We start from the raw sequence: 14,514 nt of genomic DNA, 5'->3' as shown, positions 1-14,514 counted from the left end.
GTGAGGACGTTGAGGACGTTGAGGACGTTGAGGACGTTGAGGACGTTGAGGACGTTGAGGACGTTGAGGACGTTGAGGACGTTGAGGACGTTGAGGACGTTGAGGCGGTCAATGTTGACGGTGTCGACGGCGTGGTCACCGAGTTGATCCAGTCGATCAATGGTCCGGTCCGTGATCTGGCCTTCTCACCGGACGGGTCATGGTTGACCTGGTCGCATCCGGGGATCGGCCGGACACTGCGGCAGATCAAGATGGCCCGGATCAGCGACCGGCTCGTCATCGACGTCACCAACGGCCGCTTCGAGGACGAGAACCCGGTCTTCACCCGCGACGGCCGCTATCTCGCGTTCCTCTCCTGGCGCGGCTTCGACCCGGTGTACGACGTCCACACCGGCGACCTCTCCTTCCCGCTCGGCTGCCGCCCCTATCTGGTCCCGCTCTCCTCCGCCACCCTCTCCCCCTTCGCCCTCAACCCGGACGGACGGCCGGCCGCCGGCGGTCTGGACCCCGTCGAGGACGAGGAGCCCGGCGAGGGCGGCGCGGTGACGGTGGAGGTCGAGGGCCTGGAGAACCGGGTGACCCCGTTCCCGGTCACCGCCTCCAAGTACTCGGCGCTGTACCCGGTCGCGGGCGGCGGCCTGGTCTGGCTGCGCTGGCCGATCTCGGGCGCGCTGGGCGAGACCTTCGCCAACCCGGCCGACACCAGCGGCCGCCCGACCCTTGAGTACTTCAACATCAGCAAGGCGAAGAAGTCCGAACTCGTCGACCACCTCGACTGGTTCACGGTCAGCGGCGACGGCAGCCGGCTGGTCGTGGTCGACGAGGGCGAGCTGCGGGCCGTCCCCTCGACCGAGTCAGGCGACGGCGACACGACCGTCTGGATCGACCTGCGCCGCATCCTGCACGAGGTCGACCCGCCCGCCGAGTGGCGCCAGGCGTACGCCGAGGCCGGCCGCCTCATTCGGGACTACTTCTGGGACCCGGGGATGTGCGGCATCGACTGGGACCGTGTCCTCGACCAGTACCGCCCGCTCGTCGAACGGGTCGCCTCCCCGGACGAGTTCGCCGACCTCCTCCGTGAGGTCCTCGGCGAACTCGGCACCTCGCACGCCTATGTCACCCCCGCCCGCCGCAACGAGGGCCCGCCGCACTACCAGCGCCTCCAGGGCCTGCTCGGCGCCAACCTCGTCCACCGGGACGGCGGCTGGACGGTGAAGCGGATCCTGCCCGGCGACTCCTCCGACTCCAAGGCACGCTCCCCGCTCGCGGGCACCGGCATCCGCGAGGGCGCGGTGCTCACGCACGTCGACGGCCGGCCGGTGGACCCGGTCACCGGTCCGTACCCGCTGCTCGCGGGGGCGGGCGGTACGACGGTGGAGCTGACGTTCACGCCGGGCGAGGGCGAGTCGGGGCCGCCGCGCCGGGTCGCCGTCCTCCCCCTGATCGACGAACGGCCGCTGCGCTACCAGGACTGGGTGGCCAAACGCCGTGAGGTGGTACGGGAGATGAGCGGCGGCAAGTGCGGCTACCTGCACATCCCCGACATGGGCGGCTCGGGCTGGGCCCAGTTCAACCGCGACCTGCGCGGGGAGGTCTCCCGGCCGGCGCTCATCGTCGACGTGCGCGGCAACGCGGGCGGCCACATCAGCGAACTCGTCGTGGAGAAGCTCACCCGGACCATCCTCGGCTGGGACCTGACGAGGAACGCCCAGCCGGTGTCGTACGCCTCCAACGCCCCGCGCGGCCCGATCGTGGCGCTCGCCGACGAGGCCACCTCCTCCGACGGCGACATGATCACGGCCGCGATCAAGCTGCTGCGGCTCGGTCCGGTCGTCGGGCAGCGCACCTGGGGCGGAGTGGTCGGCATGACCGGCCGCCACCGCCTGGGCGACGGCACGGTGATCACGGTCCCGATGAACGCGGCCTGGTTCGAGGACTACGGCTGGTCCGTCGAGAACCACGGCGTCGCCCCCGACCTGGAGATCCTGCGCACCCCCCTCGACTGGGCCGAGGGCCGCCACGTCGAGATGGACGACGCCATCCAACTCGCCCTGGACCTCCTCTCCGACCACCCCGCGGCCGTCCCCCCGGACTACAGCGAGGCCCCGGACCGCTCCCGCCCGAAGCTCCCCCCGAGGCCGACGGCTCCCTGACACCCCGGCCCGTGCCGGCCGGAGTGTCCGGGAGCGGGTGGGTTCAGCAGCCGGAGGTGGAGGTGTAGGAGGCGTTCCGCCAGGCGCCGTTGAGGTAGATCTGGTAGATGCCGTTGACCCGGTGGAAGGTCACGGTCCGCCCACCGGTGCCGGTGTACCTGATGTCCCTGCTGTTGCCCAGGTCGGTGAGCCACTGGTCCGCGGTGCCCATGGTCTTGGGGCCGGCACTGCCGTCCGGGTCCAGGGATCCCTCGTCCGAGTGGGCGCCCAGGGCCGTCTGCCAGTTCTTCGTGGCCGCGGTGGTGTTGGGCCCGAACTCGCAGTCGACCCCGGAGGCGGCGAGGTATCCGTCGGCCCACAGGATCTGCTGCCACAGCGCGGTGGCCAGGCTGTTGCGGTGCGAGTCGTGGTCCACGGGGCCTTCGTCCCCGAAGTCGTCCTTCACACTGTCACCCCAGCCGCCGCCGATCACGTACCCCTGGCTGACGGACGCGGTGGCCGTCGGAGCGACAAAGGCCGCCCCCGCCGTCAGTGCCGCGGCCGCCATCGCCGCGGCGAGCACCTTCCGTGAAGACAAAGCGATCATGACTTTCCTTCCTTCTGGTGGTGATTCCGGTTCCCGATGAGGGATTCGCAACTTCTCTGCTGCTTCCGTGCTTTCACCGCGCCTTGGACTGCGGCGAAAGCCGTGTGGTTATTCCAGTGGGGTCCGAGTTGATTGACATCCCCTTCCGGGCCGCCGGTCAATAACCCCTCCGTGCGCCGCGCATTACCCGACGCCCGAGCCGCTTTCGCCCCGACGCCGCCAAAGCCGGAAGCCCGGGGTCCGGCGGGACCGCACCGGACAGACCTACGTCACCTGGGCGTTCCCGATTGATTCGGACGCGGAGCGGGCCTGCCAATCAACTCCGACGCTGCTGCAATCGAAGGCGAGGAGAGGCCGCCGTAAACGCGGTCGCCCCGGGTGGCGGACTTGTGGCCTCCCGGGCCGGTTGTCCCGCGTTCTCCACGCGGGGAGGGAACGCGGGACAACCGACCGGCAGGATCCGGAAAATCGGCCGGGCAATGTCTGTTGCGGGCAGGCCGTGGCACCTCATCGTGGATCCGCGTAATCCGCGGACCCATTTCCATGAGAAGGAGCATCACTCACGTGGGTCGTCCTGAGAGTCCCCTGGATCCCGAGGCCGGACCGGTCCAGCGCTTCGCCCATGAGCTGCGCACGTTGCGCCAGGAGGCCGGCGGGCCCACCTACCGCGTCATGGCCGAACGGTGCGGATACGCGTCCGCCACCCTCTCCGAGGCCGCCGCCGGTGAGCGGCTGCCGTCGCTGCCCGTGGTCCTGGCGTACGCGACCGCGTGCGGCGGGCGCGCCGCCGACTGGGAGCGGCGCTGGCACCAGGCCGCGCGGGAGGAGGAGCAGGGGCAGCTGGCGCCCGACGACGGGACGCCGGCCCCGTATCTCGGGCTCTCGCGTTTCGAGCCCGGCGACCAGGACAGGTTCTTCGGCCGGGACCGGCTGACGGCCGACCTGGTCCGGACGGCCGGGGCGCACCGCTTCACCGGACTCATCGGCATGTCCGGCAGCGGGAAGTCCTCGCTGCTGCGAGCCGGACTCGTCCCCGCGCTCCGGCAGGCCCCGCCGGCGGCCCGCCCGGCGGCCGTCCGGATCCTCACCCCCGGCGCACGACCGGCCGGCCGGCACGCCCCCGCTCTGACCCCCGCGGCGGGTGAGGGGGAGACCTGGGTTCTGGTCGACCAGTTCGAGGAGGTGTTCACCCTCTGCCACGACAGCGACGAGCGCGTCAGGTTCATCGAGCACCTGCTGACGGCACTCGACGAGGACAGCCGCCTGCGCGTGGTGATCGCGGTGCGGGCCGACTTCTACGGCCGCTGCGGCGAACACCACGGCCTCGCCCGCGCCCTGCAGAGCGCCAACCTGCTCGTCACACCGATGAACCGGGAGGAACTGCGGGAGGCGATCGTCGGACCTGCCACCGCCCACGGTCTGGTGCTGGAGCGTGCGCTCAGCGCCAGGATCGTCGACGAGGTGGCGGACGAACCCGGCAGTCTGCCGCTGATGTCCCACGCCCTGCTGGAGACCTGGCGCCGCCGCCGGGGCAAGACCCTCACCCTCAAGGCCTACGAGGCGGCCGGCGGCATCCACGGCGCCATCGCCGCCACCGCCGAGCAGGTCTACACCCGGCTGCGGCCCGAGCAGGCCGCCCTCACCCGGCGCCTGCTGCTGCGCCTGATCACCCCCGGCGAGGGAGCGCAGGACACCCGCCGTCCCGCGCCGCACAGCGAACTCAACCCCACGAGCGGCGCGGACACCGACCAGATCCTCGAACTGCTGGCCCGCGCACGGCTGGTCACCCTCGACGACGAGACCGTGGACCTCGCCCACGAGGCCCTCATCACCGCCTGGCCCCGGCTGCGCGACTGGATCGACACCAGCCGCGAACTCCTGCGCGGACAGCGCCGCTTATCCGAAGCGGCCAGGTCCTGGGACGAGTTAGGCCGCGACCCCGGTGCCCTCTACCGAGGCACCCGGCTCGCCACCGCCGAGGAGACCTTCACCGCCGAACAGCGGGAACACTTCACGCCCCTGGAGCAGGACTTCCTGGCGGCGAGTCTGAAGGCCCGCGACGACGAACGCAGACAGGCCGTCCGCAGGACGCGCCGTCTGCGCGCCCTGGTCGCCGCTCTGGCGTTCCTGCTCGTCGCGGCGCTCACGGCCACCGGCACGGCACTCGACCAACGCCAGAACGCGGTCACCGCACAGCGTCAGGCCCTGTCCCGCCAGCTCGCCGCGCAGTCCACCGCCCTGCTGGGCAGCGACTCGGACCTGGCCTCCCTGCTGGCCATCCAGGCCTACCGCACCAGCCCCACCCGAGAAGCCACCACGAGCCTGTACGCCGCCGCGAGCGTGCCGCTGGAACACCGCATCACCGCCCATGCCGGCACAGTGGACTCGGTTGCCTTCAGCCCGGACGGCAGGACGGTGGTGACGGCCGGCAGCGACGACGACTTCGGCGCCGACGACATCAGGCTCTGGGATGTCGCGAGTGGCCGTCGGCGGTCCGTTCTGACCAACTCCGCCAACGCCGTGTGGTCCATGGACTTCGACCGCGCGGGAGAACGTCTCGTCACCGCGGGGGCCGCGGGTGTCCGGGTCTGGAATGTCGCCGAAGGGCGCGTCGAAACCCGTGCCTCGATATCCGACAAGCGTGTGGGGGGCGTCGCGTTCGTTCGCGGCCGGGCGCTGGCGGTGACCGATGCCGGCCGCGTATGGGACGTGGCCGCAGGCCGCGTGAAGACCAGGCTCTCCGCTCCTCCCAGCTTCGAAATGACGGTCGCCGTCAGCCCGGACGGCCACACCGTGGCCACGGGCGGGCACAACCGGAGGATCTTCCTGTCGGACCTGGACACGGGCCGGATCCGGGCGACACTCACCGCCGATCCCCTGGACTCCTTGCAGGCGGTCGCCTTCAGCCCCGACGGGCACACCGTGGCCACGGGAAGCGGATCAGGGACGGTACGGCTGTGGAACGCGGCCACCGGTCTCGCCGAGGCGAGCCTCACCGGTCACAGCGCCACCGTCGGCACCCTGGCCTTCAGCCCGGACGGCACGACCCTGGCCTCCGGCAGCGACGACGGCACCATACGGCTGTGGGATGTCTCCAGCCACCGGTCCACGATCACTCTCACCGGGCACACCGACGCCGTCACCTCGGTCGCGTTCGCCCCGGACGGCTCCACTCTGGCCTCCGGCGCTCGCGACGGCACCCTACGGCTGTGGGATGCGGCCAGCCGCCGGCCCGGAGCCACCCTCGGTACACCCGGGACCCGCGCCGAGGGACTGGCGTTCGGCCCTGACGGCACCACCCTGGCCGTCGACGCCGAGTCGACGGACTCGCCCGACAGGACCGTACAACTGTGGAACACGGCGACCGGTGACATCACGCACGTACTGCCGGGCCACCGCGGCACCGCGGGGATGGCTTTCAGTCCCGACGGCCGCACGCTGGCGACCGGCGACTTCTCGGAGACCCTGGAACTCTGGGACACGGCGACCGGGCAGAGGAAGAAGACCCTTCCCAAGGCAGGAACAGCGGTCGCGTTCAGCCCGGACGGCACCACCCTCGCCACCGTCCGGGACCTGGGCACCGTCGTTCTCAAGGACGCCGCCACCGGCCGTACGAAGAAGGTCTTCCCGGACAGGCACACCGAAGGATCGATGGCATCGCTGGCCTTCGACCCCGCGGGCACGATGCTCGCCGTGAGCGGCCATTTCGGACGGGTGCGGGTGCTGGACGTGAACAGCGGACACGTCGTGTCCACCCTGAACATGCCTGAGGACAAGACCAAGGCCGGGTCATCGGGACCCGCGAGAGAACTGGATCCGTCGAACAACACCGTCGAGTCGATCGCTTTCAGCCCCGACGGCGCCACCCTCGCCACCAGCAGCAGAGACGGAACCGTACGGCTGTGGAACCCGGCCACCGGCAGCATCCAGGAGACCCTCCCCGACGCGGGGACACCCATGGCCTTCAGCCCGGACGGCGCCACCCTCGCCGTCGGCCGGGTGGACGGCGACGGCGGATCGGTGTCCCTGCTGGACATCGCCACCGGGTACGCACGTGTCGAATTCGTCGGCCACACCGGCGAAGTGCGCTCCCTGGCCTTCAGCCCCGACGGCCACACACTGGCCAGCGCCGACAGCGACGGCACAGTACAGCTGTGGAACGTCACCCTGCCCGGCACGGCCCGGCTGATCCACGACCTGTGCGCCGCCGTCCACCGGGACATCACGGACCGGGAGCGGTCCCTCTACCTGCCCGGCTCCGCACGCCGGCCCGTATGCGGATGAGATGGCAACGTGGGGCGCCCTTCGAACGGAAGGGCGCCCCACGCGCGTTCAGACCGAGCAAGTGCAACGGCTACGCGTCGTAGTCCTGGTCGAACCGGTCCTGCATCTCCTGCTCGGTGTCGTCCAGGCCCTGCCAGCCGCGCTCACGCGTCTGCTGCCCGCGCTCCTGCGCCTGCTGGCCACGCTGCGGCGTCTGCTGGCCACGCTGCTGAGCCTGCTGGCCGCGCTGCGGCGTCTGCGGCGTCTGCTGCGCCTGCTGCTGGCCCTCGTGCATCTTCTGCTTGGCCTGACCCTGCGTCTTGCCGGCCTTGTCCTTCATACCCATGTGGGTTCACTCCCGTGGAGGGTGAGGGGATCGGCCCTCAGTGGGGCCTCGACCAGACTCACACGGGCCGACAACGCTCGCATTTCGATCAGTCACGGTGCGTAGCGCGCTTCTCCTCGTCGGCCGCCCCACCTGCGCCGACGAGCCCCGTGCGCATCCCCTGCAAGCGGGGCGCGAACCGCTTCATCTCACGCTGTCCGACCGTGCCGATGAGCGCCGGCAGATACCCGCGCACGCCCTGCATCCCGCGCAGCCACCCCTGCCCGTACACATGCGCCGAGCGCCGCTCGATCCCGGCCACGATCCGGTCCACGGCCGGACCCAGCGGATACGTCTTGTTCGCCGGCCACGGCAGCCGCTGCCGCAACTCCCGCATCACGTCGTCCTGGTCGGCACCGCGCACCATGTCGGTGTCCGTCCAGGACAGGTACCCGACCCCGACGCGCACCCCCTGGTGGCCGACCTCGGCGCGCAGGCTGTGCGCGTACGCCTCCACGCCCGCCTTGGACGCGCAGTACGCCGTCATCATCGGCGCCGGCGTGATCGCGGCCAGCGAGGCGATCTGCAGCAGGTAGCCGCGGCTCTCCGTCAGCACCGGCAGGAACGCGCGGGCCGTCACCGCCGAGCCGATCAGGTTGACCTCGATCACCCGCCGCCAGGCCACCGGGTCGGAGTCGGCGAACGGACCGCCGTTCGCCACACCCGCGTTGGCCACCACGATGTCGATCTTCCCGAACCGCTCCTTGACCTCCGCCGCCACCCGGCTCATCGCCTCCTGGTCGGTGACGTCGGCGTACCAGTGGGCGCTCTCGCTGTGCAGCTTGCCGGAGACCTCCTTGAGCGCCTCCTCCTCCAGACCGACCAGCGCGACCTTCGCCCCGCGCGCGGAGAGCTTGCGGGCCAGCAACTCGCCGACACCGCGCGCCGCTCCCGTGACGACGGCGACCTGCCCTTCGAGACCGACCCTGCTCATGCGCCCTCCTTGATCTGCGTGCTCTGCGTGCTCTGCGTGCTCTGCTCGATCTGCGTGACCTGCGCATACGCGGTGACGAGTTCCCGGATCCGTCCGTTGACCAGCTCCGGCGCCTCGACCGGCGTCATGTGCCCCATGCCCGGCAGTTCGGTGAGCCCGAGGGAGTGCGGCAGCGCGGCGGCCAGCGCGCGGGCGTGCACGGGGGGCGTGAGCCGGTCGTCCGTGCCGGTGACGACCGCTGTGGGCACGCGCAACTCCCGTACCCCGGAGTCGAGATCGAGCTCCGCGAGGACCCGCCCCCAGGCGTGCCGTACGGCGCGCGGGCAGGCGTGCACGATCCGCGCGCACGCCTCCACCATCTGCGGGGCGGAACCGGCGCCCATGGTGGCGTACTTGAGGATGCGCCGCGCGAGAGGCGTGACCGGTCCGAGCGGGGCGCGCGAGGCCAGGACACGCGTCGTGAGCCAGCTGCGCCCGGCCCCGGCGCGTATCGGTATGACCCGTGCCTCCGCGACCAGCCGCGAACTGCCGGTGGAGCACAGCAGGACGGCGGCGGCGTGCTCACGGAAGCGGGCCCGGGTGGCGGCCGCCATGACCGTCATCCCGCCCATGGAGTGCCCGACGATCACGGCCTGTTCCCCGGGCGCGAGCGTCTGCGCCAGCACCGCCTCCAGGTCGTCCGCCAGCGCACGCGTGCTGCACGCGGGGCTCGCGGGACTGCGCCCGTGCCCCCGCTGGTCGTAGACGATGACCCGGTGGTCGGCGGCCAGTTCGCGTATCTGCGCCGCCCAGAAGGCGGTCGAGCAGGTCCAGCCGTGGGCGAGGACGACGGGGGGCGCGTGCTCGGGGCCGTGCACCTCGACATGCAGCCGGGCGCCGTCGGCGGAGACCGCGGTGAGTTCGCGCGCGGGGGCGGGCGGGGCGTAGGGCCCGCTGGTCACATGGGTGAGCCGGCTCACGCGCCCACCTCCGCGCCGGACGTGGCGCCGTGCGCGCCCTCGTTCAGGGGCGGCCGGATCACCTCGTACTCGCCGAGGTCCACCCGCTGGGTCGCGCGCCGGAACTCGGTGGTCGTACCGGGCCAGATGGTGGTGTTGCGGCCGTTCGCGTCCAGGTACCAGCTGGTGCAGCCGCCGGTGTTCCAGACGGTGCGCTTCATGCGTTCCTGGACCTTGTGGTTCCAGCCGGCCACGGCGGCGGGACGCGCGTCGAGGGCCGCCCGCCCGCCGAGGACGTCGAGCTGGCGCAGGTAGTCGGCCATGTAGTTCAGCTGGGACTCGATCATGAGGATCATGGAGGAGTTCCCGAGGCCGGTGTTGGGCCCGATGATCGTCATCCAGTTGGGGAACCCGGCGGCCGAGGCACCGCGCAGCGCCTCCATCCCGCCCTTCCAGCTCTCCGCGAGGGTCCGTCCGTCGGCGCCCACGACCCGCTCGGCGATCGGCATGTCGGTGACGTGGAAGCCGGTGCCGAAGATGATCGCGTCGACCTCGGCGCTGCTGCCGTCGGCGGCCACCACGGTCGATCCGCGCACCTCGCTCAGCCCGCTCGCCACCACGTCGACGTTCCGCTGGGCCAGCGCCGGATAGTAGGCGCTGGAGAGCAGGATCCGCTTGCAGCCGATGCGGTAGTCCGGGGTGAGCTTGGCGCGCAGCGCGGGATCCTTGATCGCGCGGGCCATGTTGCGCTTGGCGATGCTCTCGACCAGGCCGAGTTCGTCGGGGCGCTTGGTGAACGCCTGGACCTGGAGTTCCCGGATGCCCCACAGCAGCCCGCGCCGGGCCTGGGTGGTGAAGGGCAGCGCCCGGTGCAGCCGGCGCTCGGCGGCGCTGATCGCGCGGTCCATGCGGGGCATCACCCACGGGGGCGTGCGCTGGAAGAGGGTGAGCTTGGCGACCTCGGGCTGGACGGCGGGCACGATCTGGATCGCGGAGGCGCCGGTGCCGACCATGGCGACCCGCTTGCCGCGCAGGTCGTAGTCGTGGTCCCAGCGGGCCGAGTGGAAGACCTTGCCGGGGAAGGAGTCCAGCCCCGGGATCTCGGGGGTCTTCGGGTCGGACAGCGGTCCGGTGGCGGAGACGACCACGTCGGCGGAGAGCGAGCCGGACGCCGTCTCGATGTCCCAGCGCAGCTTCTCCGGGTCCCAGGTCATCCGCTTCACCTCGGCGTCGAAGCGGAGGTGGGGCCGCAGCCCGAACACGTCGGCGACATGCTCCAGGTAGGCGCGGATGTGCTCCTGCCCGGAGAAGGTGCGCGGCCAGTCGGGGTTGGGCGCGAAGGAGAAGGAGTACAGGTGCGACGGCACGTCGCAGGCGCACCCCGGGTAGTCGTTGTCCCGCCAGGTGCCGCCGACGCCGCCGGCCCGTTCCAGGACGACGAAGTCGGTGATCCCCTCCCGGCGCAACCGCACGGCCGCGCCCAGTCCGCCGAACCCGGACCCGATCACCGCCACCCGTACATGCTCGTGCTCGGCCATCCCGGAGCCTCCACACCTCGACCGCGATTACGCCAGTGAACACTGGCGCAATGGGACTGTAGAGCAGCTCCGTACCGATGGGTAGGGGTCGGACAGACGAAAGTTACCGGCGGTACAACATAGGCTTCGCCCGTGGCAGACGACGCAGAACCCCTGGCGGGCCCTCGCGAGTACCGCATGGCGGAGCTGGCCGGACTGGCCGGCATCACCGTGCGCACCCTGCGCTTCTACCGCGAACGCAAGCTGCTCGCGCCGCCGCGCCGCGAGGGCCGTATCGCCTGGTACGACGACCATCACCTGGCCCGACTGCGCACGATCGCGGCGCTCCTGGAGCGCGGCCACACGCTCAGCGGCATCGCGGAGCTGGCCGAGGCGCTCGACCACGGCCGCGACGTCGCCGATCTCCTGGGGATCGAGCCGACGGAGGAGGAGCCCGTCCGCCTCACCCCGGAGGAACTCGCCGCCCGCTTCGAGGGCCAGGTCACCACGGAGAACCTGGCGGCCGCCCTCGATCTCGGCTACCTGGGCACCGACGGCGACCGCATCGTCCACGTCAGCCGCCGCCTTCTCGACGTCTCCTCCGCCCTGGTCCGCGAGGGCATCCCGCTGGCCGAGGTCCTGGAAGCGGGCGCCCGCGTCCGCGAGCACGCCGACGCCCTCGCCGAACTCTTCGCCCAGCTCGTCCTCCGCCACGGCCCCGAGGAGGACATGGCCCGCCTGCGCCCGCTCGCCCGCAGCGTCGTGGAGGCGGAGGTCTCCCTGGCCCTGGACCGCCGGCTGCGCAAGCGCGACTAGATCGCCGACCGCGAGGCTCACTCCTTCGAGGTACTTTCCGGCAACTGTTCCTCAGAACGATGTTCGTGCTCCGAGAGTGAGATCGAAAAAGCCCCGGCGGCTGTGCGACCAGCCCCGGGGTGTGGCCGACCCTGCCTAGGAGCGTCGACGTGCCCAAGCGTAGCCCTCAAGTGACTCAGCCCTCCTTGTCCCGCCCTCGCCATGCCGGGCGACCAAGAGCCCTTGCCGCATTGCGTCTCAGCTGTCTGACCAGCGTGACGACCTCACCGGCCCGGCAGCGCACCGTCATCCGGCTCACCGCCGAACGGCTCGGCTTCGACCTGGTGGCCGAAGCGTCCGACCTCGGTGTCTCGGCTCGCCTGAGATCGCCGTTCGAGCGGCCCTCTCTCTCGCCGTGGCTGCTGATGCCCCAGGCGTTCGACGCGATCATGTGGTCCCACGTGGATCGTGCCGTGCGTTCCGTGGCTCACATGGTCGAGTTGGTGGCCTGGGGACGGAAACAGAGGCGGACGCTCATCTTCGGTCTGCCGGAAGCCGAGCTGCCTCTCGTCGTGACACCGCAGGCGGACAGTTCGACGATCCGACGGTGCATGGACCTCGCCGATGACGCCGAGAGGGAGGTCCGCACCATCTCCAACCGCCTCAGCAGCAGCCACGAAGCATTGCGGGCGGCAGGTCGCTACGGAGGCGGCCTGATCCCCTTCGGCTACCGAAAGGCACCGCACCCCTCGGGTAGCGGATGGTGCCTGATCCCCGACCCTGAGTCCGCCGTCGTCGTCCGCATGATCGTGGCCGATGTGCATGAGGGACATTCCCTGGTCAGCATCGCGCGCAGGCTGAACCACCTGGAGGTGCCGGTACCACGCGACCGCCACGCACAACTCCAGGGACGCTCAACGGGCGGACGCCGGCATGGACGGGATTTCGACCGGTTCCGATGGACGTCGGGCACCTTGTCGAAGGTGCTGCGCAGCCCATCGTTGTCGGGGCACCGAACCCATGGCGGGCAAACGGTTCGGGACGCATACGGCAACCCGGTACTCGCCGGTCGACCGTTGCTGTCCGAGGAGGAGTTCCAGGCCCTGCAGGACACCCTGGCGACCCGATCCAACGGCACTCGCCGACCCAGATCCCGGACGACCGCGCTCCTCACCGGCGTCGCGCATTGCGCAGGTTGCGAGGGGCGCATGTACTTCGCAGCACGCAAGGGGTATGCCTACGGTGACTACATGTGCCGCGCAACGGCACGCGGTGAAGTGTGCCCCGCCCCGGCTGGTATGCGCTCCGACTGGCTCGAGCAGTACACCGTCGACCGCTTTCACAAGGCCACGTCGACGAATGCGCCCGCATCCCGCGAACTGCTGCTCGCAAACGGCGTCCGTGTCACCGTCGGCAAGGGGCGCAGTGGTGGCGGCCCGGCACGGCTCCTCGCACCGGACATCTCACGTCTGACCTTTGCACTCGGCGAGGGCACCGGTCCGCGTCACATCTCGAAGACCACCGTCACGGGAGCGTGATCCGACCACCGCTCCTCATGACTGGCCGCTCGCTCCACCACTGCCTTGACGGCGCGGGCGGCCAGCGCAGGGGTCGCCACGGCGAGATCGATGCGCCATCCAGAATCGTTGTCGAAGGCCCGCCCCCGGTACGACCACCAGGTGTACGGCCCTTCGGCCTCCGGATGCAGGGTGCGTACGACGTCCACGTAGCCGCCGTCGGCCGGGTCCAGGACGCTGCCGAGCCATTCGCGCTCCTCCGGCAGGAAGCCGGAGTTCTTGGTGTTGCCGCGCCAGTTCTTCAGGTCGGTCTGCTGGTGGGCGATGTTCCAGTCGCCGCAGACGACGACCTCGCGCCCGTCGGCGGCGGCCCGCTCGCGCAGGTCCTTGAGGTGGGCGAGGAACTCACCCATGAAACGGACCTTCTCGTCCTGCCGCTCGGTGCCGACCTCCCCGGAGGGGAGATAGAGGGAGACGACGGTCACACCGGGCAGGTCGGCCTCGACATAGCGGCCGCTCGTGTCGAACTCGTCCGAACCGAAGCCGATGCGCACCCGGTCCGGTTCACGCCGGGTGTACAGGGAGACGCCCGCGCGCCCCTTGGCCGCCGCGGGGGCGTGCACGACATGCCAGCCGCCGGGCGCGCGCACCTCTTCCGGGAGCTGCTGCGGCTCCGCGCGCACCTCCTGCAGGCAGATCACGTCCGCCGAGGTCTGCGCGAGCCACTCCACGAAGCCCTTCTTCGCGGCGGCCCGCAGTCCGTTCACATTCACCGTGGTCACAGTCAGCACCCGGGCACGATACCGGCACACTGGACGGAGTCCCGATGCCCACCGCGTTCACCGCCTGCACGAATATACGATGCCTCACATGAATATACGCCCCGTTGCCTTCGACCACCCGGACGCCGTCAAGCTGAACGACGAGGTCCAGGCCGAGTACCAGCTGCGCTACGGCGACGGCGGCGACGCCACCGTCCTCGACACGGCCGACTTCGAACCGCCCAACGGCGTCTACCTGATCGCGTACGACGCGGCCGACCGCCCCGTGGCCACCGGCGGCTGGCGCAGCCAGGACGAGAACGGCGAGGGCAACGAGGACGGCGACGCCGAACTCAAGCGCATGTTCGTCGTCGAGGCGATGCGCGGCCGGGGCCTCGCCCGCCGGATGCTCACGGCGCTGGAGGACGACGCCCGCGCGGCCGGCCGGCTGCGGATGGTCCTGGAGACGGGCACCAAGCAGCCGGAGGCCATCGCCCTCTACACCTCCAGCGGCTACGCGCCGTGCACCAAGTTCGGCTACTACCGCCACTACGAGTCGAGCCGCTGCTACGCGAAGCCCCTGCGGGCGGATCAGTAGCCCGCATCCGCGCGGAGAAGCCGAACGCGGCGTTCCCGGACTGCGGCCGTCCGCCGACGGGCGGCCG

10 protein-coding genes and 1 pseudogene are annotated in these 14,514 nt (G+C 71.0%); 5 read left to right on the top strand and 6 right to left on the bottom strand.

Translation table 11 applies throughout. The features are described 5' to 3' along the window. Positions 1 to 128 precede the first annotated feature (128 nt). A pseudogene (locus ACIPSJ_RS30185) lies at positions 129 to 2,153 on the top strand (S41 family peptidase); the annotation flags it as partial. A 43-nt stretch (positions 2,154 to 2,196) separates the two neighbouring features. Here the strand turns inward: ACIPSJ_RS30185 and ACIPSJ_RS30180 are convergent. Then, the gene (locus tag ACIPSJ_RS30180) at positions 2,197 to 2,739 is read right to left on the bottom strand and encodes a peptidoglycan-binding protein (protein WP_401350787.1); all 543 of its coding nucleotides are present in this window, start codon (positions 2,737 to 2,739) and stop codon (positions 2,197 to 2,199) included. A gap of 564 nt (positions 2,740 to 3,303) precedes the next feature. Here ACIPSJ_RS30180 and ACIPSJ_RS30175 point away from each other — a divergent pair. Continuing rightward, positions 3,304 to 7,023 carry a hypothetical protein gene (locus ACIPSJ_RS30175; RefSeq protein WP_401350785.1) on the top strand — a complete coding sequence of 1,240 codons (3,720 nt, stop codon included), beginning with the start codon at positions 3,304 to 3,306 and terminating at the stop codon, positions 7,021 to 7,023. A gap of 70 nt (positions 7,024 to 7,093) precedes the next feature. Here the strand turns inward: ACIPSJ_RS30175 and ACIPSJ_RS30170 are convergent, their stop codons facing one another. The 4 genes from ACIPSJ_RS30170 to ACIPSJ_RS30155 form a co-directional block, all read right to left on the bottom strand. Beyond that, positions 7,094 to 7,342 (bottom strand): hypothetical protein, encoded by a 249-nt coding sequence (locus ACIPSJ_RS30170; RefSeq protein ID WP_401350783.1) that lies wholly within the window; start codon positions 7,340 to 7,342, stop codon positions 7,094 to 7,096. A 94-nt stretch (positions 7,343 to 7,436) separates the two neighbouring features. After that, the gene (locus ACIPSJ_RS30165) at positions 7,437 to 8,321 is read right to left on the bottom strand and encodes an SDR family oxidoreductase (protein WP_359212723.1); all 885 of its coding nucleotides are present in this window, start codon (positions 8,319 to 8,321) and stop codon (positions 7,437 to 7,439) included. Then, positions 8,318 to 9,280, bottom strand: a complete 963-nt coding sequence (locus ACIPSJ_RS30160; RefSeq protein ID WP_401350782.1) for an alpha/beta fold hydrolase — start codon at positions 9,278 to 9,280, stop codon at positions 8,318 to 8,320. Before ACIPSJ_RS30160 ends, ACIPSJ_RS30165 begins: the two co-directional genes overlap by 4 nt. Next, the gene (locus tag ACIPSJ_RS30155) at positions 9,277 to 10,797 is read right to left on the bottom strand and encodes a flavin-containing monooxygenase (RefSeq protein ID WP_401350780.1); all 1,521 of its coding nucleotides are present in this window, start codon (positions 10,795 to 10,797) and stop codon (positions 9,277 to 9,279) included. The genes ACIPSJ_RS30160 and ACIPSJ_RS30155 overlap by 4 nt, the downstream gene beginning before the upstream one ends. A 177-nt stretch (positions 10,798 to 10,974) precedes the next feature. Between ACIPSJ_RS30155 and ACIPSJ_RS30150 the strand changes: the two genes are divergently transcribed. Both ACIPSJ_RS30150 and ACIPSJ_RS30145 read left to right on the top strand, forming a co-directional pair. Continuing rightward, positions 10,975 to 11,592, top strand: a complete 618-nt coding sequence (locus tag ACIPSJ_RS30150) for a MerR family transcriptional regulator (protein ID WP_359213110.1) — start codon at positions 10,975 to 10,977, stop codon at positions 11,590 to 11,592. 254 nt (positions 11,593 to 11,846) lie between these two features. Further along, positions 11,847 to 13,109 (top strand): recombinase family protein, encoded by a 1,263-nt coding sequence (locus tag ACIPSJ_RS30145; RefSeq protein ID WP_401350779.1) that lies wholly within the window; start codon positions 11,847 to 11,849, stop codon positions 13,107 to 13,109. Here the strand turns inward: ACIPSJ_RS30145 and ACIPSJ_RS30140 are convergent. Beyond that, positions 13,076 to 13,879, bottom strand: coding sequence for an exodeoxyribonuclease III (locus ACIPSJ_RS30140; RefSeq protein WP_401350777.1), 804 nt, complete (start codon positions 13,877 to 13,879; stop codon positions 13,076 to 13,078). The two genes, ACIPSJ_RS30145 and ACIPSJ_RS30140, sit on opposite strands and share 34 nt — an antisense overlap. 79 nt (positions 13,880 to 13,958) lie before the next feature. Here ACIPSJ_RS30140 and ACIPSJ_RS30135 point away from each other — a divergent pair, with 79 nt between their 5' ends. Beyond that, positions 13,959 to 14,447 carry a GNAT family N-acetyltransferase gene (locus ACIPSJ_RS30135; RefSeq protein WP_359212709.1) on the top strand — a complete coding sequence of 163 codons (489 nt, stop codon included), beginning with the start codon at positions 13,959 to 13,961 and terminating at the stop codon, positions 14,445 to 14,447. The last annotated feature ends 67 nt before the right edge of the window (positions 14,448 to 14,514 follow it).

Origin of the sequence: Streptomyces sp. NPDC090088 (genome assembly GCF_044747345.1) — a bacterium.
Classification (GTDB): Bacteria; Actinomycetota; Actinomycetes; order Streptomycetales; family Streptomycetaceae; genus Streptomyces.
Note: the sequence above shows the minus strand (reverse complement) of the source record. Positions and strands in the feature narration are given on the sequence as shown.